Annotated in this window: 19 protein-coding genes; 10 read left to right on the top strand and 9 right to left on the bottom strand. The window is 65.4% G+C overall.

The genetic code is table 11. From position 1 onward, the window contains the following. Positions 1–90: 90 nt before the first annotated feature. From R1L06_RS08240 to prmB, 3 genes are read right to left on the bottom strand one after another with little or no spacing between them, the layout of a single operon-like run. On the bottom strand, positions 91–1,128 hold the full coding sequence (locus R1L06_RS08240; protein WP_317217418.1) for a 2-hydroxyacid dehydrogenase: 1,038 nt from the start codon (positions 1,126–1,128) through the stop codon (positions 91–93). Next, on the bottom strand, positions 1,121–2,224 hold the full coding sequence (gene aroC, locus R1L06_RS08235; protein WP_317217417.1) for a chorismate synthase: 1,104 nt from the start codon (positions 2,222–2,224) through the stop codon (positions 1,121–1,123). The genes R1L06_RS08240 and aroC overlap by 8 nt, the downstream gene beginning before the upstream one ends. Next, positions 2,221–3,150: a 50S ribosomal protein L3 N(5)-glutamine methyltransferase gene (gene prmB, locus R1L06_RS08230; protein ID WP_032128243.1), complete on the bottom strand. Its 930-nt coding sequence runs from the start codon at positions 3,148–3,150 to the stop codon at positions 2,221–2,223. The genes aroC and prmB overlap by 4 nt, the downstream gene beginning before the upstream one ends. Positions 3,151–3,272: 122 nt before the next feature. Between prmB and R1L06_RS08225 the strand changes: the two genes are divergently transcribed. After that, complete coding sequence (locus R1L06_RS08225) at positions 3,273–3,923, top strand: SCO family protein (RefSeq protein ID WP_006381470.1); 651 nt, start codon at positions 3,273–3,275, stop codon at positions 3,921–3,923. Next, positions 3,920–4,762: an archaetidylserine decarboxylase gene (asd, locus tag R1L06_RS08220; protein ID WP_317217414.1), complete on the top strand. Its 843-nt coding sequence runs from the start codon at positions 3,920–3,922 to the stop codon at positions 4,760–4,762. The genes R1L06_RS08225 and asd overlap by 4 nt, the downstream gene beginning before the upstream one ends. A 112-nt stretch (positions 4,763–4,874) precedes the next feature. On the opposite strand, the gene R1L06_RS08215 is transcribed toward asd, so the two are convergent. Together R1L06_RS08215 and R1L06_RS08210 are read right to left on the bottom strand one after the other, a co-directional pair. Next, entirely contained in the window at positions 4,875–5,222 is a 348-nt protein-coding gene (locus R1L06_RS08215) for a ribonuclease E inhibitor RraB (protein WP_032128242.1), read from the bottom strand. A gap of 24 nt (positions 5,223–5,246) precedes the next feature. Continuing rightward, positions 5,247–6,851 (bottom strand): transglycosylase SLT domain-containing protein, encoded by a 1,605-nt coding sequence (locus R1L06_RS08210; protein ID WP_317217412.1) that lies wholly within the window; start codon positions 6,849–6,851, stop codon positions 5,247–5,249. A gap of 122 nt (positions 6,852–6,973) precedes the next feature. Between R1L06_RS08210 and R1L06_RS08205 the strand changes: the two genes are divergently transcribed. Beyond that, positions 6,974–8,479, top strand: coding sequence for a helicase HerA-like domain-containing protein (locus R1L06_RS08205; RefSeq protein ID WP_345784962.1), 1,506 nt, complete (start codon positions 6,974–6,976; stop codon positions 8,477–8,479). A 78-nt stretch (positions 8,480–8,557) separates the two neighbouring features. Then, complete coding sequence (greB, locus tag R1L06_RS08200; protein ID WP_317217411.1) at positions 8,558–9,064, top strand: transcription elongation factor GreB; 507 nt, start codon at positions 8,558–8,560, stop codon at positions 9,062–9,064. A 158-nt stretch (positions 9,065–9,222) separates the two neighbouring features. Here greB and R1L06_RS08195 read toward each other — a convergent pair whose 3' ends face one another. Together R1L06_RS08195 and rimO are read right to left on the bottom strand one after the other, a co-directional pair. Then, positions 9,223–10,059, bottom strand: a complete 837-nt coding sequence (locus tag R1L06_RS08195) for a DUF3025 domain-containing protein (protein ID WP_317217410.1) — start codon at positions 10,057–10,059, stop codon at positions 9,223–9,225. Next, positions 10,056–11,417, bottom strand: a complete 1,362-nt coding sequence (rimO, locus tag R1L06_RS08190; protein ID WP_317217409.1) for a 30S ribosomal protein S12 methylthiotransferase RimO — start codon at positions 11,415–11,417, stop codon at positions 10,056–10,058. Before rimO ends, R1L06_RS08195 begins: the two co-directional genes overlap by 4 nt. Before the next feature lie 203 nt (positions 11,418–11,620). Between rimO and R1L06_RS08185 the strand changes: the two genes are divergently transcribed. Genes R1L06_RS08185 through R1L06_RS08175 form a run of 3 tightly spaced genes read left to right on the top strand, consistent with a single transcriptional unit; the run spans position 11,621 to position 12,894 of the window. Further along, positions 11,621–12,292: a dienelactone hydrolase family protein gene (locus R1L06_RS08185; protein WP_154264097.1), complete on the top strand. Its 672-nt coding sequence runs from the start codon at positions 11,621–11,623 to the stop codon at positions 12,290–12,292. After that, complete coding sequence (locus tag R1L06_RS08180) at positions 12,289–12,711, top strand: HIT domain-containing protein (protein WP_049423811.1); 423 nt, start codon at positions 12,289–12,291, stop codon at positions 12,709–12,711. Before R1L06_RS08185 ends, R1L06_RS08180 begins: the two co-directional genes overlap by 4 nt. A 15-nt stretch (positions 12,712–12,726) precedes the next feature. Then, entirely contained in the window at positions 12,727–12,894 is a 168-nt protein-coding gene (locus R1L06_RS08175; RefSeq protein ID WP_005418011.1) for a LiaI-LiaF-like domain-containing protein, read from the top strand. A 96-nt stretch (positions 12,895–12,990) separates the two neighbouring features. On the opposite strand, the gene dcd is transcribed toward R1L06_RS08175, so the two are convergent. Both dcd and apbC read right to left on the bottom strand, forming a co-directional pair. Continuing rightward, positions 12,991–13,563 (bottom strand): dCTP deaminase, encoded by a 573-nt coding sequence (gene dcd / locus R1L06_RS08170; protein WP_010483020.1) that lies wholly within the window; start codon positions 13,561–13,563, stop codon positions 12,991–12,993. Positions 13,564–13,640: 77 nt separating this feature from the next. Next, a complete protein-coding gene (apbC, locus tag R1L06_RS08165) occupies positions 13,641–14,495 on the bottom strand; it encodes an iron-sulfur cluster carrier protein ApbC (protein ID WP_026347084.1) in 855 nt (284 codons plus the stop codon). Positions 14,496–14,709: 214 nt separating this feature from the next. Here apbC and R1L06_RS08160 point away from each other — a divergent pair, with 214 nt between their 5' ends. The 3 genes from R1L06_RS08160 to R1L06_RS08150 all read left to right on the top strand — a co-directional run bounded on the left by R1L06_RS08160 (position 14,710) and on the right by R1L06_RS08150 (position 22,827). After that, a complete protein-coding gene (locus tag R1L06_RS08160) occupies positions 14,710–17,499 on the top strand; it encodes a TonB-dependent receptor plug domain-containing protein (protein ID WP_317217408.1) in 2,790 nt (929 codons plus the stop codon). A 342-nt stretch (positions 17,500–17,841) separates the two neighbouring features. Beyond that, entirely contained in the window at positions 17,842–20,649 is a 2,808-nt protein-coding gene (locus R1L06_RS08155; RefSeq protein WP_317217407.1) for a TonB-dependent receptor domain-containing protein, read from the top strand. A gap of 150 nt (positions 20,650–20,799) precedes the next feature. Then, on the top strand, positions 20,800–22,827 hold the full coding sequence (locus R1L06_RS08150) for an alpha/beta hydrolase family protein (RefSeq protein WP_317217406.1): 2,028 nt from the start codon (positions 20,800–20,802) through the stop codon (positions 22,825–22,827). The last annotated feature ends 65 nt before the right edge of the window (positions 22,828–22,892 follow it).

The following is a 22,892-nucleotide window of genomic DNA, read 5'->3' as shown; positions in this document are numbered from 1 at the left end:
GGAAACTCTCACGAAAACGGGGATGGGGAAAAAAACACGCACGACAGCTGGGTTCGGGGAACCTCCTCAAGCGGGGCGCGCGGAGGTTCCCTATCGTTTCCCGGTTTTTTTGCCCAGAGTCACGCGCGCGGCCATCGCCGCGTCAGCGTTGATCGCGCTCGGCATGCGCGACGGGCCGCCGTCCAGGCCGAGCCCGGCAACCAGATTATCCACGGCCAGCTGTACCATCGCCGTGCGCGTGGCCAGCGAGGCACTGCCGATGTGCGGAGTGAGCACGACGTTGCGCAGCGCCAGCAGTTCGGGGCGTACCTTTGGCTCGCCTTCGTACACATCCAGACCCGCTGCAGCAAGGCGGCCGTTGGCCAGCGCATCGGCCAGCGCGATCTCATCGACCAGGCCACCGCGGGCGATGTTCACCAGCGTCGCCGACGGCTTCATCTTCGCCAGTGCGGCGGCATCGATCAGGTGATGCGAGGCCGGGGTATACGGCAGCACCAGCAGCAGGTGATCGGCCTGCGCCAGCAGCGTGTCCAGGTCAACGTAACGGGCCCCCACCTCCGCTTCGATCGCGGCCGGAAGCTGCGAACGGTTGTGGTACAGCACCTTCATGCCGAAACCATGCGCGCCGCGGCGGGCGATGCCCTGGCCGATGCGGCCCATGCCGAGGATACCCAGCGTGCTGCCGTGGATGTCGGCACCGAGCATGGTCTGGAACGACCACTGCTGCCACTGGCCTTCGCGCAGCCAGCGCTCGGATTCAGTGATGCGGCGCGCGGTGGCCATCAACAGAGCGAAACCGAGATCGGCGGTGGTTTCAGTCAGGACGTCCGGGGTATTGCTGGCGAGGATGCCGGCCGCGCTGAGCGCGTCGATGTCCAAGTTGTTGTAGCCCACCCCGACATTGGCGATCACCTGCAGCTGCGCGGCGCCGGCCACCTGGGCCGCACCGATGCGCTCATTGAGGGTGATGATGGCGCCGTCGGCGCTGGCCAGTTGTTCGGCGATCTGCTCAGGCGACCAAGCGGTGACGGTGTCGGTGCTGCGCAGCTGCACGCGATCGCGCAGCGGCGCGATGGCCGCGTCGATCAGCGGCTGGCTCACCCACACGGTCGGCCGCGTGTCAGCCATCGATCTGCCCGGGAATACGCGGGGTGATCGTGCCGACATCGCCGCACTGCGCGCGATGACGCAGCGCCTGGTCCATCAGCACCATCGCCACCATCGCCTCGGCGATCGGAGTGGCGCGTATGCCGACGCAGGGATCGTGGCGACCGGTGGTGACCACCTCGACCACGTTGCCGGCCGTGTCCAGTGACGGGCCCGGCAGGCGCAGGCTGGAGGTCGGCTTCAACGCGATCGAGGCGACCACCGGCTGGCCGGTGGAAATGCCACCGAGGATGCCGCCGGCATGGTTGCTGGCGAAGCCCTGCGGGGTCAGCAGGTCGCGGTGTCCGGTGCCCTTCTGTGCGGCGCTGGCGAAACCGTCGCCGATCTCAACGCCCTTCACCGCGTTGATGCTCATCAGCGCGGCGGCCAGTTCGCCATCGAGCTTGCCGTAGATCGGCTCGCCCCAGCCTGGCGGCACGTTGTCGGCCACCACGTCCACGCGCGCACCGACCGAATCACCGGACTTGCGCAGCGCATCCATGTACGCCTCCAGTTCCGGCACCTGTGCGGCGTGCGGCCAGAAGAAGGGATTGTCTTCCACCGCCGACCAGTTGAAACCGGCCGGGGTGATGTCGCCCAGCTGCGACAGGTAGCCGCGCACGGTCACGCCGAAGCGCTCGGCCAGCCATTTCTTGGCGACTACGCCGGCGGCCACGCGCATGGTGGTCTCGCGCGCGGAAGAACGGCCGCCACCGCGCGGGTCGCGGATGCCGTACTTGTGCCAGTAGCTGTAGTCGGCATGGCCCGGCCGGAACTGCTGGCCGATGTTGGCGTAGTCCTTGCTGCGCTGGTCGGTGTTGCGGATCAGCAGGGCGATCGGCGTGCCGGTGGTCAGGCCCTCGTACACGCCGGACAGGATCTCGACCTCGTCCGCCTCGCGGCGCGCTGAGGTGTGCCGGCTCTTGCCGGTAGCGCGACGCTGCAGGTCGTGAGCGAATTCGGCCGCGTCCAGCGCCAGCCCCGGAGGGCAGCCATCGATCACGCAGCCGATGGCCGGCCCGTGCGACTCGCCGAACGTGGTGACGGTGAACAGCTTGCCGAACGAATTGGAGCTCACGGGCGCTGCGCCGCCAGCTCGGTGATGCGCGCGCTGTGGGCGATCAGCTCGCGGCATTCGACCGCGAAGATGCCCATCTGGCCGACCTTGAATTCGATCCAGGCGAAGTCGACTTCCGGCAGCAGCTTGATCAGGTGCTGCTCGGACTCGCCCACTTCACAGATCAGCAGACCGTCCTCGCTCAGGTGCAGCGGGGCATCGCGCAGGATCTTCAGCACCAGGTCCAGGCCGTCGTCGCCGGCACGCAGGCCCATCTCCGGCTCGTAGGAGTATTCCTGCGGCAGGGCATCGGTCTCGTCGTTGGTGACGTACGGGGGGTTGGTGACGATCAGGTCGTAGTGGCGACCGGTCAGGCCGTTGAACAGGTCCGACTTGAGCAGGGTCACGTTGTGCGCCTGCAGGCGTTCCTTGTTTTCCTCGGCCAGCGACAGCGCGTCGTCGCTCAGGTCAACACCGTCCACTTCCCAGTTCGGGTAATAGTGGCCCATGGCGATGGCGATGCAGCCCGAACCGGTGCACAAGTCCAGCGCACGGCTGACATCGCGGCCGGCCAACCACGGCTCGAAGCCGCACTCGATCAGTTCAGCGATCGGCGAGCGCGGCACCAGGGCGCGCTTGTCGCTCTTGAAGCTCAGACCGGCGAACCAGGCCTCACCGGTCAGGTAGGCGGCCGGGATGCGTTCGTCGATGCGACGCTGGAACAGTTCCAGCACACGCACCTTCTCTTCCTGCAGCAGACGCGCCTGGCCGTACGCCGGGCCGAGGTCGTGCGGCAGGTGCAGGCTGTGCAGCACCAGCTGGGTGGCCTCGTCCAGCGCATTGTCGTAGCTGTGACCGAAGGTCAGCCCGGCTTCGTTGAAACGGCTGGTGCCGTAGCGGATCAGATCGATGATCGTGTGGAGTTCGGCGGCCGTTTCAGCGGTCATGGCGGTACTGCGGGCAAAGTGGCCCTCGATTATAGGGGCTGGCGCCCGCGGCGGCATCCGTTGCGGCAGAAACGATCGGGCCGCAGCCGGTATGATGGAGCCCACTTCGCGCGGGGGCTCCCATGTTCAATCGCAACGCCGGCATCATTCTGCTGATCGCCCTGGCGGCGGGTCTCGGCCTGCTGGCCGCCCAGCAGGTGTTCGCGCCGAAGCCGCCGGCCAATGCCCCGGCCACCGAAGCGATCACGCTGTACCCGCAGCCGCGCGAACTGCCCGACTTCAATCTGGCCCAGTCCGACGGCACCCGCCTGATCCCGGGCGAACTGAAGGGTCACTGGACCCTGGTGTTCCTGGGCTTCACCTTCTGCCCGGACGTCTGCCCGACCACCCTGGCCGAGCTGGCCGGCGCGCAGAACCAGTGGGAGGCCCTGCCCGACAGCCTGCGCCCGCGCGTGCTGTTCATCTCGGTCGACCCGGACCGTGACAGCGCCACCCGCCTCGGCGAGTACGTGCACGGCTTCCACAAGGACACCCTGGCCGCCACCGCAGATGTGCCCTCGCTGGAGCGCTTCGCCACCTCGCTGGGCTTCGTGTTCCAGAAGGTGCCGGGCAAGCACTTCGACGAGAACCCCGAGGATTACACCGTCGAGCATTCGGCCAGCTTGGCCGTGCTCGACCCGCAGGGCCGCCTTGCCGGCCTGGTGCGCCCCCCGTTCAACGCGCCGGCCATTGCCCGCGACCTGCAGAAGCTGACCGAGAAAACCGCCCCATGAGCCTCACCACCGCCCTGACGTACGCCCTGCCCCACCGCCTGCTGTCCTCGATGGCGCGTTCGCTGGCGTACTCGGACGATCCGCGCGTCTCGCGCTGGCTGATCGACACGGTCACCCGCAAGTTCAACGTCAATCTGGACGAAGCGGCCAACCCGGACCCGCGCAGCTATGCCACCTTCAACCAGTTCTTCACCCGTGCGCTGAAGCCGGGCGCGCGCGCGGCCGATGCCGATCCGCGCACCCTGGTGATGCCGGCCGATGGCCGCATCAGCCAGCTCGGCAGGATCGAGGCCGGCCGCATCTTCCAGGCCAAGGGCCAGTCGTTCACCGCCGCCGAACTGCTGGGCAGTGACGAGGACGCCAAGCCGTACAACGACGGCCTGTACGCCACCGTGTACCTGTCGCCGCGCGACTACCACCGCGTGCACATGCCGTGGACCGGCACCCTGCGCGAAACCGTGCACGTGCCTGGCCGTCTGTTCAGCGTCGGCCCGGCCGCCGTCAACGGCGTGCCGCGCCTGTTCGCGCGCAACGAACGCCTGGCCTGCCATTTCGACACCAGCTTCGGCCCGATGGTCAGCGTGATGGTCGGTGCGCTGCTGGTGTCCGGCGTGGAAACCGTGTGGAGCGGCGAAGAAATTCCGGCCTACGGTGACCGCATCACCCGCAAGGACTACCGCGGCCAGGGCATCCAGCTGGAGCGCTTCGCCGAGATGGCGCGCTTCAACTACGGCTCGACCGTGATCGTGCTGCTGCCGCCGGGCGTGGCCGAGTTCGCCCCGCAGCTGGGCGCCGAAAGCCCGGTGCAGCTGGGCCAGGCGCTGGCGAAGCTACGCTGACAAAAAGGGGACGGAGGGGATTAAGTCGTTTATGCATAAACGACTTAATCCCCTCCGTCCCCTTTTTCCACAACGGAATGCCGGCCAGCGGCCGGCACTGCCGGTACGCGCGTTACTGCAGGGCCGGGGCCGGGCCGACGTCCATGCCGTCGTAGTCTTCCACGCCCTTTTCCGCGGCCAGGGCAGCGAATTCCTGGTTGCGGCGGTCCAGCGAGGCTTCGTCGTGGATCTCCACACGCTCCACGTGCAGCACGTGGAACGGCGCGTCGCCCTCTTCCGGCTCCTGCTCGAACAGTTCCACGAAGGTATAGCCCTGCGCCTGCAGGTGCTCTGCCAGTGCCTGCAACGGCTCAGCAGTGGAGTGCACGAAGAAGTACCCCCACAGCAACGGGCCGTTGATGTCCCAGTCGGTGTTTTCGCGGAGGTTGGCGAACAGGTTGCGGGTGTCTTCGAGATCCATGTGGGTTCCAGAGGTCGTGGGGGATTACTTGTCGCAGCCCTGCAGCTTCAGCGTCTGGCCGTGGCGCAGGCTGTAGGCCGGGGCCTTCAGGCCGTTGGCGCGGGCCAGGGTCGGCACGTCGCACTGGAACTTCGCGGCAATGGCGCCCAGGGTCTCACCCCGGCCCACCTTGTGGTTGCGCACCGGCTTCGGCCGTGCCGCCGGGCGCGGCGTGGCTACCGGAGCGACCGGTGTGGTCGGCACGCTGGTGGAGGCCGCGGCGTCGGCCACCGGCACCACGCCGCCCACGGCCACGCTGCCGGTGTAGCTGGCGGCGGTCGGGCGCTTGATCGCCGCGTTCAGATCGGCGGTGATCAGGGTGCGGGCGAGATCGGCACGCGGACCGCTGACGCAGTTGCGCTGGTACAGGCCGGCAATGCGGGTAGTGGCGTTGATCAGCGTGCCGGCCGGAATCCAGCCATCAGCCTCATAGCGTGGGTTGAGATTGCGCAGCGCGCGCATGTAACCATCGCGGGTGCCATGGCTGCCCAGGCAGATGGTCAGTTCATAGATCGTGGTGGATCGCGCCAGGCGAATGGTGGCCGGTTGCGCGCTGATCTTCGGGAACTCCACGCCGTACTGCTGCGGGTGCAGGAAAATCCACGCCGCGGCGATCACCATCGGCACATAGTCCTTGGTCTCGCCGGGGAACTGGTTGTAGACGCTGTCCACCCAGAAGCTCTGCCCCGGGTACTGCTTGTAGACGCGCGCTGCGCGGCCTTCGCCGCCGTTGTAGCCGGCCAGCGAAAGTTCAACGTTGTTGTTGAGCTCGCGCATGCGCTCGTTGAGGTAGGTGGCACTGGCTTCTGCAGCACTGCGTGCATCGAAGCGGGTGTCGAAACCGGTGCCATCCGGGCCCAGGCCGAAGCGGCGGCCGGTGGCCGGCATGAACTGCATCAGCCCGGCGGCGCCGGCACGCGAGGAGGCATGCACACGGCCGTTGGACTCCTTGGCCATGATGCCGAACAGCAGCGCCTCCGGCAGACCACGCTTTTCCCACTCCGGCCACATCACCGCGCGCAGGTTCTGGTAGTTCTCGTAGCTGGTCAGCAGCGCCGGGCGCATGTCGGTCAACCAGCGGCGGATGCCGGCCTGCACGGCGGGGTTGTACTCGACCATGGTGTCGAAGGCATGTCGCTTGTCGTTGAGCAGCGCTGCAGCGCGCGCGGCCTCCGGCACGTCGGCGGTAAGCGGGCCGATATGGTCGGGGTCGGCTTCCAGGCGGTCACCCCCCTCATCGGCCACGTCATCGCTGGCAGCGGCATCAGCATCATGCTTGAGCAGACGCTTGTAGCTGGCCAGCAGGGTGCCCATCTGGCAGCCCTTCTGCTTCACGCAGTCGTTGAGGACATCTTCCATGTCCTCCAGCGCGGCGTCCGCCTCGTTGCTGCCCTTGGGGTCGGCATTGGCGACCAGCAGCAGCGCATCGCTGTAGCGCTTCTCGGCGGCGGTCATGCGCTGCTGCAGCGCATCCACCTTCACCTTGTCCCGGGCCGAAACCCGCTGCGCATGGGCGTCGGGCGCCAGGGAAACCAGGCCGGCCAGGGCCAGCAGCGGCCAACCGCGGGAAATCAGGACAGAAACGGGCATTGATGGCACTGTGTGCGAAACAGGCAGGCAGAGTAGCGGCGCCGCCAAGGTCCGGGCAAGCCGACCTTCGGCCCGTCACCGCCGGCGGTTAACATTGGGCTATTCACCACAAGGGCTGGACCATGGATCCGATTCTGCTCGGCAAAGGCATCACCGACGATGTTGCCGTCACCCTGCTGCCGAAACTCGGCAACCGCCACGGCCTGGTGGCCGGCGCCACCGGTACCGGCAAGACCGTGACCTTGATGACCCTGGCCGAGGGCTTCTCGCGGCTGGGCGTGCCGGTGTTCCTGGCCGATGTGAAGGGCGATGTGTCCGGCCTGGCCGTGCCCGGCACCGGTGCCGAGAACCTGCTCAAGCGCGCCGCCGAGATCGGCGTGGCCGACTACGCGCCGGCCGCCAGCCCGACCATTTTCTGGGACCTGTACGGCAAGCTCGGGCACCCGGTGCGCACTACGGTCAGCGAAATGGGCCCGACCCTGCTGGCACGCATCCTCGAGTTGAACGACACCCAGGCCGGGGTGCTCGATATCGTATTCAAGCTGGCCGACGATCGCGGCCTGCTGCTGCTGGACATGGATGACCTGCGCGCCCTGCTCGGCCTGGTTGCCGAGGAACGCAAGGACATCTCCACCGAGTACGGTCTGGTCAGCGCGCAGTCCATCGCTGCGATCCAGCGCTCGGTGTTGCGCCTGGCACAGGATGGCGGCGAGAACTTCTTCGGCGAACCGGCCTTGGAACTGGCCGACATCATGCGGGTCAATCACGACGGCCGCGGCGTGATCGGCATCCTCGCCGCCGACCAGCTGGTGCTCAAGCCCAAGTTGTATTCCACCTTCCTGCTGTGGCTGCTGTCGGAGCTGTTCGAGCAGCTGCCGGAGGTGGGCGACCTGGACAAGCCGAAGCTGGTCTTCATCTTCGACGAGGCCCACCTGCTGTTCGACGACGCACCGGCCTCGCTGGTGCAGCGCATCGAGCAGGTGGTGCGCCTGATCCGCTCCAAGGGCGTGGGCGTGTATTTCTGCTCGCAGTTCCCCGACGACGTACCGGGCAACATCCTCGGCCAGCTCGGCAACCGCGTGCAGCACGCACTGCGTGCGTTCACCCCGCGCGACCAGAAGGCGGTGAAGACCACTGCCGAGACCTTCGTGCCGAATCCGAAGCTGGACGTGGCCAAGGTGCTCAGTCAGCTCGGCACCGGCGAAGCACTGGTCTCCACGCTGCAGGACAAGGGCGTGCCGATGCCGGTGCAGCAGACGATGATCGCACCGCCGCGCTGCCGAATGGGGCCGATCACCGAGGCCGAGCGCGCCCAGGTGCGTGCCGGCAGCCCGGTCGGCAGCCGCTACGACACCGCGATCAACCGCGAATCGGCTGCCGAGCTGCTGGCCCAGCGTACGCAGAAGACCGTCGAGCAGGCGCAGGCGCCGGCGGCCCGCAGCCGCGAGCAGGACGAGGCGCAGGAAGGCGGTTTCGGCCAGGCGATCAAGGATGCGATCTTCGGCACCAAGCGCCGCCAGGGCATGATCGAGACCATGGCCAAGCAGACCACGCGCACCGTCGGCACCAAGCTGGGCAACCAGATCGTGCGCGGCCTGCTGGGCGGCATCTTCGGCGGCAAGCGCTGATCTGTCCTCCCGGGGTCGGACGCCTTTCCTGCGGAAAGGATCCGGCCCCATCGCTCCCCTGAAAAGAAGTCGCACCACATGTCGCGTTGGCGTCCCCCTGCAGAAAAGAGTACCGCCCTGATCACCGCCTCCGGCCACGCCCGGTTGAAGGCCGAACTGGATGAGCTGTGGCGTGTGCGCCGCCCGGAGGTGGTGAAAGCGCTGGCCGCCGCTGCCGCGGAAGGCGACCGCTCCGAGAACGCCGAGTACACCTACCGCAAGAAGCAGCTGGGTGAAATCGACCACCGCGTGCGCTACCTGACCAAGCGGCTGGAATCGCTGCGCGTGGTCGACACCACGCCGACCGATCCGCAGGCGGTGTTCTTCGGTGCGTGGGTGGAACTGGAGAACGTGGACAGTGGCGACACCAGCCGCTATCGCATCGTCGGCCCGGATGAGACCGACGCAGGCCTGGGCTGGATCAGCATCGATTCGCCGCTGGCGCGTGCACTGCTGAAGAAGCGGCTGGATGATGAATTCTCGGTGGAGCTGCCCGGCGGCCAGTTCACCTTTGCGGTAATCGGGGTGGAATACGAGCCGTTGTAGAGTCGACTGTCAGTCGACTACCGCGCGAAGCGCGGCACAAACCTCCGCAGCCGGACGGCAAACGCACCGCGATCCTCAATCGCGGTTGATGACTCGCCAAAGCCATCTGTCAGGCGTTCACGGCCTCGGAACGAAGAGCAGTCGATTGACAGTCGACTCTACATAGCCCCGTGCAACGGCAGCGGGTATTGGCGGCCGGCACGCAACGGGCGGAAGTAATCGGTATTTTCGTAAAAGGCGTCATCCTGCCCTTCGTGCCAGCCAGGAATACCGGCCAACGGCAGCGGACGCAACTGCAGGGGATCGGTCACTGCCCTGCCTTCGGCGATGGCCGCGGTCACTGCGTCAACGCAGGTGTCATCGGCTTTGCCGTGCACCACCACGCACTTGCCCACCAGCCGGCGGCCCGGCAGCAGCGCCTGCTCCATCAGCGCGTGCCCGAATACCGCAGCGATGACGATGTCGCCGCTCAGCCAGTGTCTCGATTCGAACAGCGCACACCAGTCGTGCACATCCCAGGCAGCCAGCAGCGTGTGATCGCGCACACGCACGATCACGCCGGTTTCGTCGAACTGGGTCAGTGCCGCCTGCGCGCGGTTGCGCTGACCCGGCGGCATCGCCTCGATATGCCGGCACTGCTGCGCATTGAGCGCCTGCTTGAGCTGCGGGTAGTGGGCCCACACCAGTGCGTTGAACAGGTCATGCCAGTTGTCGGCGCGGGTGGCGATGCGGCCCTGTGCGATGCGGGCTTCGTAGTGCAGGCCGTCGGCCAGCAGCCTGGCATCCTGCTCGACCAGCTGCTTGCCCGGTAGCGCGAGGCGTGCCTCGAGCGCTGCAATGGACGGCCACTCCGGGCCTTCCAACAGATCACGAACGTCGCGCAATCCGGCAAACACCGGGTGCCCGAATACCTGTGGATCGACCGCCGCACGCGGCGGCGGTACGAAGCGGCGGGCGCCGCTGCCGTCACCGGCGGCGGCCGTCGCCGCGGTCACAGCATCTTGAGATCGAATGCCGGGCGGGCGGCGGCCGGCAGCGCGTCACCGTACAGGTCGTGCTCGTCGCTCTCGGTGATGTCCACGTCGACGAACTCACCCACGCGCAACGGCACCTGGTCGGCATTCTGGATGTGCACCAGGCCATCGATCTCCGGGGCATCGGCCTTGGAACGGGCCACCGCGATATCGCCTTCGATGGCGTCGACCAGGCACTGCTGCACGGTGCCGATCTTGGCCTCCAGGCGCGCAGCGGAAATCTGCGCCTGCTTTTCCATGAAGCGGGCCAGGCGCTCCTGCTTCACTTCCTCCGGAACCGCATCGGGCAGGTCGTTGGCGGTGGCACCCTCGACCGGCGAATAGGCGAACGCGCCGACGCGGTCCAGCTGCGCTTCGTCGAGGAACGACAGCAGCTCTTCGAACTCGGCCTCGGTCTCGCCGGGGAAGCCGACGATGAAGGTGGAACGCACGGTGATGTCCGGCGCGATACGGCGCCAGTTCTGCACGCGCTCCAGGGTCTTCTCGACCGCGCCGGGGCGCTTCATCAGGCGCAGGATGCGCGGGCTGGCATGCTGGAACGGGATGTCCAGGTACGGCAGGATGCGGTTTTCGGCCATCAGCGGCACCACCTCGTCCACGTGCGGGTACGGGTAGACGTAGTGCATGCGCACCCACGCATCCAGCTCGGACAGGCCTTCGCACAGCGCCTTCAGACGGGTCTGGTAGGCCTTGTCGCGCCACATCTTCTCGGCGTACTTCACGTCCACGCCGTAGGCCGAGGTGTCCTGCGAAACCACCAGCAGCTCGCGCACGCCACCACGCACCAGGCGCTCGGCTTCACGCAGCACTTCATCCACCGGGCGAGAGACCAGCTTGCCGCGCATCGACGGAATGATGCAGAAGCTGCACTTGTGGTTGCAGCCCTCGGAAATCTTCAGGTAGGCATAGTGACGCGGGGTCAGCTTGATGCCGTAGTCGGGCACCAGGTCCACGAACGGATCGTGCTTGGGCGGCAGCGCTTCGTGCACCGCTTCCATCACGCTCTGGTAGTCCTGCGGGCCGGACACCGCCAGCACGTTGGGGTACGCCTCGCGGATCTGCTCCGGTCGCTTGCCCAGGCAGCCGGTGACGATGACCTTGCCGTTCTGGTTCATCGCCTCGCCGATCGCGTCCAGCGACTCGGTCACCGCCGAATCGATGAAGCCGCAGGTGTTGACCACCACCACGTCGGCCGAATCGTAGGACGGCACGATGTCGTAGCCTTCCGAGCGGAGCTGGGTAAGGATGCGTTCGGAATCGACAAGGGCCTTCGGGCAGCCAAGGCTGACGAAGCCGACTTTGGGGTTCAGCTGGGACATGGAATCGCGGGACTCTGGGGGCCTGGGCCCCTGCCGTCGTGGCAGGGGTTCCTGGGGGCCGGGGCCTGAAAGGGCGCCAGTATACCGGGGTTGGCGGCCGCGCTCTGAATGGCCAGCCGCCCGATCACGCACAGCCGCTGACACCGCGCTAACCCACGCAGCGCCGACAATGCGGTTCTGTTCCCCGCAACGAGATGGAAACGATGGCCGAGTGGATCACCCTGGATACGCATCACGGCCCGGTACGGGCCTGGCACGCCCTGCCGGAGGGCACCCCGCGTGGCGGGCTGGTGGTGGTGCAGGAAATCTTCGGCGCCAACCCGCACATCCGCGGCGTGGCCGAGCGCTTCGCGGCCGAAGGCTATGCGGTGCTGGCGCCGTCCTTTTTCGACCTGATTGACGGCACAGAAGCCGATCCGGACGCCCTGCCCTATGACGCCGACGGCGTGAAGCAGGGCCTAGAACGGGTGACCGCACTGGGCATGGAGAAGGCGCTGGAGGTGGTCCGTGCCGCAGCGACCCGGCTGGCCCCCTACGGCAAGGTCGGCACGGTGGGCTACTGCTGGGGCGGCACGGTGGCGATGCTGTCGGCCCTGCGTCTGGGCCTGCCATCGGTCAGCTACTACGGTGCGCGCAACGTCCAGTTCCTGGATGAGACACCCAAGGCCCCGGTGATCTTCCACTTCGGTGCCCAGGACAAGAGCATCCCGCCGGAGGCCGTGCAGGCCCATCGCGAGAAGCTGCCGCAGATGGCCACCTTCGTCTATCCGGCCGACCACGCCTTCAACCGGGAGGTCGGACATGCGTATGATCCAGACAGCGCCACCCTGGCGCTGCAACGCACCCTGGACTTCTTCTCGGAGCATCTTGGATGAGCGAATTCGAACTCGATTCACGCCTGGCCACCGATAGCGTGCTGGTGGCGGAAGGACCGTTGTCGCAAGTGCGGCTGATGAACGACGAACGATTCCCCTGGCTGGTGCTGGTACCGCGCCTGGCCGGGGTGACCGAGTGGATCGAGCTGGACGGCGAGCAGCAGGACAAGCTGCGCACCGAGCTCAACCGCGCCTGCAAGGCCCTGAAGGGCTCCGACGGGGTGGAAAAGATCAACATCGGGGCGCTGGGCAACATCGTGCGCCAGCTGCACTTCCATGTGATCGGCCGCCATGACGGCGACCCCGCGTGGCCGGGCCCGGTCTGGGGCAGTGGCCCCGCGCACCGCTACGAGCCGGGTGCGCTGGACCAGCATGTCGCCTACTGGAAGGAACGGCTAGGATATCCAGCCCAGTCCTGAGCGTTTGCCGACCCGATGCGATTCAACCTCGTTGCCGCCGTCCTGCTGATCCTGATCGGCCTGTTCATGCTCGCCAGCAACCTCGGCTGGACGCACCTGAACCTGTCCAAGCTGCTGTTGACCTGGTGGCCGGTGGCACTGGTGGGCGTGGGCATCGCGATGCTGTTCGGTCGCGGGAAATAAGCTGGCGCCGGGCCATGCCCGGCGAGCGCAGCGTGTGGCCGCACCCATGAAAACGCCGGGCATGCCCGGCGTTTTCGTCATGCGATGGCGCGCCGCTCAGGTCCGCGGCAGGGTCACGCCGGTCTGGCCCTGGTACTTGCCACCACGATCGCGGTACGACGTCTCGCAGATGTCATCGGCGGCCGCCTGGAAGAACAGCATCTGCGCCACGCCTTCATTGGCGTAGATGCGTGCCGGCAGCGGCGTGGTGTTGCTGAATTCCAGGGTGACGTGGCCTTCCCACTCCGGCTCCAGCGGGGTCACGTTGACGATGATGCCGCAGCGCGCGTAGGTGCTCTTGCCCAGGCACACCACCAGGGTGTCGCGCGGGATGCGGAAGTACTCCACGGTGCGCGCCAACGCGAAGCTGTTGGGCGGGATGATGCATTCATCGCCGACGATATCCACGAAGCTGCCCGGATCGAAGTGCTTGGGATCGACGATGGTCGAGTTGATGTTGGTGAACACCTTGAACTCGCGCGAGCAGCGCACGTCGTAGCCGTAGCTGGAGGTGCCATAGCTGACGATGCGCTCGCCGTTGGCCTGCTTGACCTGCCCGGCCTCGAACGGCTCGATCATGCCGTGCTGCTCGGACATGCGGCGGATCCAACGGTCACTCTTGATGCTCATGCTTTGTCCTGGGGTACGAGGGGGCGCGAGGATTCTAGCAGGGGGCCGGGCGTCGCCGGCGGCCCCTGCCCTGGCACTTACAGCAGCGACGACAGGATCGGGATCGAGGCACGCGGACGCTTGCCAACCTCCTCGATCAGGCGCTGGGCGGCATGGCGGTAGGCCTGGGCCGGGACCGAATCCGGCTGGGCCACGGTGATCGGGGTACCGGAATCGCCCTGCTCGCGGATGCCGATCTGCAGCGGCAACGAACCCAGCAACGGCACGCCGTACTGCGCGGCCATGCGCTCGCCGCCGCCCTCGCCGAACAGGTGCTCGACATGCCCGCAGCTGCTGCAGGTATGCACCGCCATGTTCTCGACGATGCCGAGCACCGGCACCTCGACCTTCTCGAACATCTTCAGCGCCTTCTTCGCATCCAGCGTGGCGATGTCCTGCGGGGTGGTGACGATCACCGCGCCGGCCAGCGGGATCTTCTGGGTCAGGGTCAGCTGGATGTCACCGGTGCCCGGTGGCAGGTCGATCAGCAGGTAGTCCAGGTCATCCCACAGGGTGTCATTGAACAGCTGGGTCATCGCCGAGGTGGCCATCGGTCCACGCCAGATCATCGGCGTGTCTTCTTCGATCAGGTAGCCGATCGACATGGTGTCCACGCCGAACGCACGCAGCGGCTCGATGCTCTTGTTGTCGGGGCTTTCCGGGCGACCGGACAGGCCCAGCATGGCCGGCACGCTCGGCCCGTAGATGTCCGCATCAAGCACGCCCACGCGTGCGCCGAGCTGCTGCAGGGCCACGGCCAGATTGACCGCAGTGGTCGACTTGCCGACGCCGCCCTTGCCCGAACCAACCGCGATCACGTTGCGGATGCGGGCATGCGGCGTAAGTCCCTTCTGGACCTGGCTTGCATGGGGACGGCGGGGAGAACTGTTCACAACGAGCACCAACGGGGTCAGGGGGAATAACCGAGCATCATACAAGCTGGACGTAACCTGACTGAAATTCAGGATTGCTACAGATTCGTACACAGATTGTTAAGTTCATGTTACGTTCGACCCGCACTGTTTTGGGCTGCGGAGCTGGCATTTCCAGCCCGCGCGATGGCGCATGCGCAGTGCCGTTTTTGTTTTTGCTCTCCAATGGAACTACATGAACTACGTAAGCAACACCGCACGTCGCAACACGCTCGCCGTCGCCCTGATTTCCGCTCTGATGGCCGCCGCCCCGGCAATGGCCCAGGACAAGGCGACCAACCTGGACAAGATCACCGTCACCGGTTCGCTGATCCCGCAGACCCAGGTTGAAACCCAGACCCCGGTGATGTCCATCACCGCCCAAGACATCCAGACCCGCGGCTTCAGCAGTGTTGCTGAAGTGCTGCAGCAGTCGTCGCTGACCACCGGCGGCCTGCAGGGTGGCCAGACCTCGGGTTCGTTCACCCAGGGCGCCGAAGCTGCCGGCATGTTCGGCCTGAACCCGGGCTACACCAAGTACCTGATCAACGGCCGCCCGATGCTCTCGTATCCGGCGCTGTACAACGGCAGCGAGACCTTCAACAACATCAGCGGCATTCCGATCGACATCGTCGAGCGCATCGAAGTGCTGCCGGGCGGCCAGTCCTCGCTGTACGGCTCGGACGCGATCGCCGGTGTGGTCAACATCATCCTGAAGGAGCGCATGGACGGCGGCACCATGACCCTCCGTGGCGGCACCTACACTGAAGGCGGTGGCAGCAACATCCGCTTCAGCGCTGCCAAGGGCATCAATGCCTTCGATGACCGCTTCCATGCACTGTTCAACGTGCAGATCGAGAACGGCAGCCCGATCTGGGGCTACCAGCGCGACATCACCCGCCAGAACAACCCGGTCGGCTACACCGCCCAGGTTCCGTCGAACGACTTCGCCGTCATCACCAACGCTGACAACAAGCTGCTGATGATGGACCCGAGCCGTTGCGCGAACGTTGCTGGGCTGTATGACGGCACCACCGTGGTCGGCCAGCGCCCGTCGGGCGAGTCCTGCGGTTCGGTGTACAGCGCCGGCTACAAGACCCTGAAGAACGGCAAGAACAGCGGCCAGTTCTACTCGTCGATGACCTTCGACGTGAACGACAACTTCCAGCTGTTCGCCGATGTGCTGTACAGCAAGGAAAAGACCGAGTTCACCTCCGGCTCCAGCGCCCTGTGGTGGGGCACCAAGTCGGTCATGGGCGGCTTCTACGACCAGGGCCTGGGCAAGGTCGTGAACCTGCAGCGCGCCTTCGCGCCGGAAGAAATCGGCCCGGGCCACTACAACAACATCATGAACTCCGACGAAAGCCGTGCCTACCAGGTCACCCTGGGCGGCAAGGGCATGGTCGGCGACTGGGACTACAGCGCCAGCTTCACCCGTGGTGAGTACCGCCTGGACCAGAACCGCTTCGTGCGCTGGAAGGACAAGATCGAAGATTTCTTCGGCCAGACCGTGCTGGGCCCGCGCCTGGGCACCTCGGCTGGCGGCTTCGGCATCTACAACCCGGACTACGCGGCCTTCTACTCGCCGATCACTCCGGACCAGTTCGCCAGCTTCACCGGCTACGGTACCCATCGCAGCAAGACCTGGCAGAACCTGGGCCGCGTGCAGGTGACCAACGGCTCGCTGTTCAGCCTGCCGGGCGGTGACGCCGGCCTGGCCGTCGTGCTGGAAGGTGGCAGCGAAGGTTGGGACTACTCGCCGGACCAGGCGTTCGTTGATGGCAATGTGTGGGGCACCACCGCTGTCGCCGGTGCCGGCCACCGCAGCAACTATGCGGTCACCAGCGAGCTGCGCATGCCGCTGCACGACAAGCTGACCGTCAGCGCGTCGGGCCGCTATGACGCCTTCAAGATCGCCGACAAGACCGTCGACAAGGCCACCTACAGCATCGGTCTGGAATTCCGTCCGATCGAGAGCCTGCTGCTGCGCGGCAAGTACGGTACCGCTTTCCGCGCACCGACCCTGTCCGATGCCTTCCAGGGCATGAGCGGTTCGTACTCGTCCGGCCAGAACGACTACTACCGCTGCAGCCAGATGGGTTACGGCCTGCGTGACGAGGCCTGCTCGTTCTACAAGAACACTTCGGTGTACAGCGAAAAGTCCGGCAACCCGGACCTGAAGCCGATCACCGCCGACGTCTGGAGCGCAGGCGTGGTGTGGGCTCCGGTCAGCAACTTCTCGCTGTCGGCCGACTACTACAACTGGAAGATCAAGAACGAGGTCAAGACCCTCAGCAGCGACCAGCTGCTGCTGGCCGAGTACCAGTGCCACAACGGCCTGCCGAACAACACCTCGGCCAGCTGCGGTGACGTGACCAACTGGGTGTCCCGCGATGCCGGTGGCAACCTGACCCGCGTGTACACGCCGAAGCTCAACGTTGCCAGCCAGAACCTGGAAGCGGTGACCGTGGCGGCCAAGTACCAGCAGGATATCGGCCGCTTCGGCTCGCTGATGTTCTCCGGCAACTACACCAACATGCTGAAGCGTGAAGTGCAGCCGATGCCGGGTGCCGCCAAGCTGGATCTGCTGAGCGATCCGTACAACATGTGGTACTACGACAACTTCGCCAAGGTCCGCGGCGATCTGTCGGTGGCCTGGAACATCGCCAAGTTCACCACCACCGTGTACGCCAATTACGTCGGCAGCACCCCGAACTACCTGGCCTACACCGGCCGCAGCTACGGCTACGTCCACTCCTCCGGCGCCAAGGCCGGCAAGTGGGGTTCGTACACCACGTACAACCTGAGCATGAACTACCAGGCACAGGAAGATCTGGTCCTGTCGCTGATGGTCAACAACGTGTTCAACAAGCTGCCGGAAGGCCAGCGCTACAACTACCCGGGCAACGAATCGACCCCGTTCAATGACGGCTTCTACAGCGTCTACGGCCGCCAGATCTCGGCCCAGGTCAAGTACAACTTCTGATCCCGTCGTTTTCCGGACTTCGTGTCTGGACCAGGCCCCGCTTCGGCGGGGCCTTTTTTTTGGTTCCAGGAAGCCTTCGGTAAAGCATTGATGCAGAAGCAGCAAATGCACTACGAAAGAATGCCCTCCATATCGCCATCTTTTGAAACACTCCAAAACAATTGGCGTTAGTCATTGATATACCGCCATTTTTCAGGCAAAAGCCCGATTGACGAAATGACGATCGTGTGTTCCCTGCGTTAAGTGCGTGTTACGGTCCGGCTGAATGGAATGCAACTGAACAGATCGTTAAGCCGACACGGAAGCCGGTAGCCAAGACATCGCTCACTACGGGGATTTTCCATGTCTCGCCATCGTTCCACACTCTCGCGTCACCCACTGACGCTCGCCCTGCTCGGCACACTGCTCGCCTCCGGCACGGCCCTGGCGCAAAGCGGCAATGCACCGACCCAGCTTGACCGCGTGACGGTCACCGGTTCGCTGATTCCGCAGACCGAGATCGAGAACCACACGCCGGTCCTGACCGTGACCGCCGAGGACATCCAGACCCGCGGCTTCACCAGCGTTGCCGATGTCCTGCAGCAGTCCTCGCTGTCCACTGGCGGCCTGCAGGGTGGCCAGACCTCGGCCTCGTTCACCCAGGGCGCCGAAGCCGCCGGCATGTTCGGCCTCAGCCCGGGCTACACCAAGTACCTCATCAACGGCCGCCCGATGCTTTCGTATCCGGCGCTGTACAACGGCGGCGATACGTTCAACAACATCAGCGGCATTCCGATCGACATCGTCGAGCGCATCGAGATCCTGCCGGGCGGCCAGTCCTCACTGTATGGCTCCGATGCGATCGCTGGCGTGGTCAACATCATCCTCAAGGAACGCATGGATGGTGGCGTCCTCAACGTCCGTGGCGGCGCCTACAGCGAAGGCGGCGGCAACAGCTTCCGCTTCAGCGGCGCCCGCGGCTTCAATGGTGTCGATGACCGCTTCCACGCGCTGGTCAATGTGCAGTACGAAAAGACCAGCCCGATCTGGGGCTACCAACGCGATCTGACCAAGGTCAACAACCCCGACGGCTACAGCCCGCAGTACGTCTCCAACGATTTCCTGGTGCTACTGCCGGCGGCCAACAACGCCTACGCCATGATGGATCCGAACCTGTGCGCCAATGTGGCCGGGCAGTTCGATGGCACCACGGTGCTCGGCACCCGGCCCACCGGCCAGGCATGTGGCTCGACCTATGGCACCGGCTACAAGACCATCAAGAACGGCAAGGAAAGCGCGCAGATCTACAGCTCTGCCACCTTCGACGTGAATGACAATTTCCAGCTGTTCGGCGATGCGCTGTACAGCCTGGAAGAGGTCAAGTACGCGACGGGTTCCGGCTACACCTGGTGGGGCACCTCTTCCGGTTGGGGCCGCTTCTACGACCAGGCCAGCGGCCAGTACATGAACCTGCAGCGCGTGTTCGCCCCGGAAGACATCGGCGGCGCCGGCTACCGCGACATCATGAACACCGACCGCAACAAGGCCTATCAGGTGACGCTGGGCGGCCGCGGCACGGCCGGCAACTGGGACTACAGCCTCAGCTTCACCCGCGGCGAGTACAAGCTGACCGAGCGCAACTTCGTGCGCTGGAATGACCCGATCAACGATTACTTCGAACAGCGCGTGCTCGGCCCGGTGCTGGGAACCACCAGCACCGGCTACGACATCTACAGCCCGAACTGGGAAGCGTTCTACGCGCCGCTGCCGGCCGGTGACTTCCAGACCTTCACCGGCTACAGCTACAGCCAGAGCCGCACCTGGCAGAACCTGGCCCGTGCACAGGTCACCAATGGATCACTGTTCAAGCTGCCCGGCGGCGACGCCGGCCTGGCCGTGGTCGTTGAAGGTGGAAGCGAAGGCTGGGACTACAGCCCCGATCCGGGCCTGATGGATGGCAGCGTCTGGGGCACCACGGCGGTCTCCGGTGCTGGCCACCGCAGCAACTATGCGGTGACCGGCGAACTGCGCCTGCCCCTGCATGACATGCTGACGGTGACCGGTTCCGGTCGCTACGACGCCTTCAAGATCGGCAGCAACACCGTCGACAAGTCCACCTACAGCATCGGCATCGAGTTCCGTCCGATCGAAAGCCTGCTGTTCCGCGGCAAGTACGGTACGGCGTTCCGCGCTCCGACCCTGTCCGACGCATTCCAGGGCCGTAGCGGCTACTACGCCAACGGCTCCACCGACTACTACCGCTGCGGCCAGTTGGGCTACGACCCGGCCAACACCACCGGTTGCCCGTATGACAGCGTCTCGGTGTTCGGCACCCGCGCCGGCAATCCGGACCTGGAACCGATCACCGCCGACGTCTGGAATGCAGGTGTTGTGTGGGCACCGATCAACAACCTGTCGCTGTCGGTGGACTACTACAACTGGAAGATCAAGAACGAGGTCGATACGCTCAGCTCCGACCAGCTGCTGCTGGCTGAGTACTACTGCCGTGGCGGCCAGGCCAACAACACCTCGGCCAGCTGCCAGAACGTCAACGACTGGATCACCCGCGATGCGTCCGGCGTGCTGGACGAGATCTATACCCCGAAGATGAACGTCGCCCGCCAGAACCTGGAAGCGCTGACCGCCAGCTTCAAGTACGTGCACGACATGGGCCGCTTCGGTTCGCTTCAGTTCTCGGGCAACTACACCGACATGCTCAAGCGCGAACTGCAGCCGCAGCCGGGCGATGAGTTCCTGGACCTGCTGCGTGACCCGTACGCGATGTGGGTGTACGACTCGTACGCCAAGGTGCGCGCCGATGGTTCGGTCGGCTGGGCCAAGGACAAGTGGACCACCACCCTGTACGCCAACTACATTGGCAGGACGCCGAACTACATGGCGTACGTGGGCAATGGCTACGACTACGTCCACAGCTCCGGCTACAAGGCAGGCAAGTGGGGCTCCTACACCACTTACAACCTGAGCGTGAACTACCGTGCGTTGGACAACCTGACCCTGTCGCTGATGGTCAACAACGTGTTCAACAAGATGCCGGACAACCAGCGCTTCAGCTTCGCCGGCACCAGCGGCCAGCCGTACAACAATTACCTGTACAACGCCTACGGGCGTGCCATCTATGTGCAGGCCAAGTACGAGTTTGGCGATCACTGATCCAGGCCCTTGCCGCACCAAAGACCCCGCCCCGGCGGGGTCTTTTTTTGCGTGACGCGCGCCCGGGCATTCACGCCAAGTTGACTGGATTCACGTCTTCGTTCATCTTCAGGTCATATTGATGTGCCCGCCACAAGGACCCTGCCGACCATGGAACTGCGCTTGTCCCCCGCCCGCCTTGGCGCCGCCGCACTGGCGGCGCTGTGCATTGCCCCTGCCCTCGCAAGCCCTCTGCCAGCCGAGGATTTCGCCAAGATCCCCACCATCCAGTCGGTCACCATGAGCACCGACGGCAAGCAGCTGGTCGCGATCGTCGCCGCGCCCGGCAGCGACAACAGCGATACCGCCCTGGCCAACTGGAACCTGGATAACCTCGGCGCCGGCCCGGTCGCCATCACGCCATCCGGTGACCGGATGAAGTTCATCGCGGCAAGCGCACTGAAGGCGGGACGCAACCTCGTCATCGGGCGCCAGGAATGGACAGGCAAACTCGGCGGCTGCGGTGAAGGCAACAGTACGGGAGCCACCAAGACCTTCCTGACCAAGGCCTACCTCACCGACGCAACCCAGACCAAGTTCGACGAGGCTTTCGCCAACAACACCCGCACGCTCGGGGTCAGCCCCGAGACCCTTCGCTGCCTCGAACTTGCGGGTACCGCCTCGCTCGTCCATGGGCTGCCGCTGGATGCAGACAGGGTCATCATCAGCCAGCTCAATGAGGCCACGCTGCAGGCCAACTACTACCGCTTCAACCTGCGCACGGGCCAGACCGAACTGCTGTTCAAGGGCAGCTCCCGCACGTCACCCGGCCTGTTCCATCCCCGCACAGGTGAAGTCCTTACCCAGACCCAGGTCGAATCCGCCGGCTCCGACGATTTCGAACAACGCATTCTGATCAAGAACAGCGCCGGCCAGTTCGAAGTGCACGCCCCCCTGACCACCCGACTGAGCGAACGCTATACGGTGGAAGTCGTCGGCATAGACGATGACAGCGGCAAGCTGTACGTGCTGACCGACCAGTTCTCCGATCTGGTGCAGGCGCGACTGTACGATCCTGCCAAAAAGGAGTTCGACAAGGAGCCTCTGGCCGCCCATCCGTCCTTCTCGATCAGTTCACTGATCCTGGGTACGCGCAAGAGCAACTTCAACCAGGTCCTCGGCTTTTATATCGACGGTCCGCAGCGACAGGCCGTGTACGTGGATCCGCAGATGAAGGCCCTGCAGGAGGGCCTGCAGAAAGCCTATCCCGGCCTGAGCATCTACATCACCGGCTACAACGACGACCTTTCGCGCGTCCTGTTCACCACGGAAAGCAACCGCAACCCGAAGAGCTACTTCATCCTGGCCGATCGCAAGGATGTCGTGCCACTCGGCAATGAGCGCCCCTGGGTGGACAGCAAACAGATTGGCGAACAACGCTGGGTGACCTACACCGCACGCGATGGGCTGCAGATTCCAGCGATTCTGGATCTCCCGCCGGGCTGGAAGCAGGGCGACGGCCCGCTGCCGGCACTCGTTCATCCGCACGGCGGGCCGTGGGCGCGCGACTACACCGGCTGGGATGCATCCGGCTGGGTACCGTTCTTCACTTCGCGCGGCTACGCCGTGTTGCGCCCCCAGTACCGCGGCAGCGCCGGCCTTGGCCGCAAGCTCTGGCTGGCAGGTGACGCCGAGTGGGGGCAGAAGATGCAGGACGACAAGGATGACGGCGCCGCTTGGCTCGTCTCACAGGGCATCGCCGCCAAGGACCGTATCGCGATCTTCGGCTATTCCTACGGCGGCTTCGCGGCTGCCGCCGCAACGGTCCGGAGCCCATCGCCCTACCAGTGCGCCATCGCGGGTGCCCCGGTCACCGATCTTGGCCGGCTGGGCACCTCCTGGAGCCAGAACCGCCTGCAGCGCATTCTGCAGGGGCGCACGGTGAAGGGCATGGACCCGATGCAGAACACCGCGAAGGCCACGATTCCTCTGCTGACCTTCGTCGGCGACCGTGACGTACGCACGCCGTCCTTCCATGCGAGGAACTTCTACAACGGCGTACAGGGCAAGGTCCCAGCCCGGTTCGAGCTGATCCCCGACATGCCGCACAGCATGCCGTGGTACCCCGTGCACTTCCGGACGACATTGACGCTCATGGCCGACTACCTGAGCAAGGATTGCGGCCCCGGCGGCCTCTGATCTCTCCCCAGCATCAAGCGCCTCCCTCCAAGCCCCTGCCCGCGCGGCAGGGGCTTTTTCATGCG

It is taken from the genome of Stenotrophomonas mexicanensis, assembly GCF_032911605.1.
In the GTDB taxonomy this organism is placed as follows: Bacteria; Pseudomonadota; Gammaproteobacteria; order Xanthomonadales; family Xanthomonadaceae; genus Stenotrophomonas; species Stenotrophomonas maltophilia_A.
Note: the sequence above shows the minus strand (reverse complement) of the source record. Positions and strands in the feature narration are given on the sequence as shown.

Bases quoted from the DNA above. Each gene is read 5' to 3' on its own strand.
- R1L06_RS08240 (WP_317217418.1), bottom strand. From the start codon at position 1,128: ATGGCTGACACGCGGCCGACCGTGTGGGTGAGCCAGCCGCTGATCGAC.
- prmB (WP_032128243.1), bottom strand. From the start codon at position 3,150: ATGACCGCTGAAACGGCCGCCGAACTCCACACGATCATCGATCTGATC.
- R1L06_RS08225 (WP_006381470.1), top strand. From the start codon at position 3,273: ATGTTCAATCGCAACGCCGGCATCATTCTGCTGATCGCCCTGGCGGCG.
- asd (WP_317217414.1), top strand. From the start codon at position 3,920: ATGAGCCTCACCACCGCCCTGACGTACGCCCTGCCCCACCGCCTGCTG.
- R1L06_RS08215 (WP_032128242.1), bottom strand. From the start codon at position 5,222: ATGGATCTCGAAGACACCCGCAACCTGTTCGCCAACCTCCGCGAAAAC.
- R1L06_RS08210 (WP_317217412.1), bottom strand. From the start codon at position 6,851: ATGCCCGTTTCTGTCCTGATTTCCCGCGGTTGGCCGCTGCTGGCCCTG.
- R1L06_RS08205 (WP_345784962.1), top strand. From the start codon at position 6,974: ATGGATCCGATTCTGCTCGGCAAAGGCATCACCGACGATGTTGCCGTC.
- greB (WP_317217411.1), top strand. From the start codon at position 8,558: ATGTCGCGTTGGCGTCCCCCTGCAGAAAAGAGTACCGCCCTGATCACC.
- rimO (WP_317217409.1), bottom strand. From the start codon at position 11,417: ATGTCCCAGCTGAACCCCAAAGTCGGCTTCGTCAGCCTTGGCTGCCCG.
- R1L06_RS08185 (WP_154264097.1), top strand. From the start codon at position 11,621: ATGGCCGAGTGGATCACCCTGGATACGCATCACGGCCCGGTACGGGCC.
- R1L06_RS08180 (WP_049423811.1), top strand. From the start codon at position 12,289: ATGAGCGAATTCGAACTCGATTCACGCCTGGCCACCGATAGCGTGCTG.
- R1L06_RS08175 (WP_005418011.1), top strand. From the start codon at position 12,727: ATGCGATTCAACCTCGTTGCCGCCGTCCTGCTGATCCTGATCGGCCTG.
- dcd (WP_010483020.1), bottom strand. From the start codon at position 13,563: ATGAGCATCAAGAGTGACCGTTGGATCCGCCGCATGTCCGAGCAGCAC.
- R1L06_RS08160 (WP_317217408.1), top strand. From the start codon at position 14,710: ATGAACTACGTAAGCAACACCGCACGTCGCAACACGCTCGCCGTCGCC.
- R1L06_RS08155 (WP_317217407.1), top strand. From the start codon at position 17,842: ATGTCTCGCCATCGTTCCACACTCTCGCGTCACCCACTGACGCTCGCC.
- R1L06_RS08150 (WP_317217406.1), top strand. From the start codon at position 20,800: ATGGAACTGCGCTTGTCCCCCGCCCGCCTTGGCGCCGCCGCACTGGCG.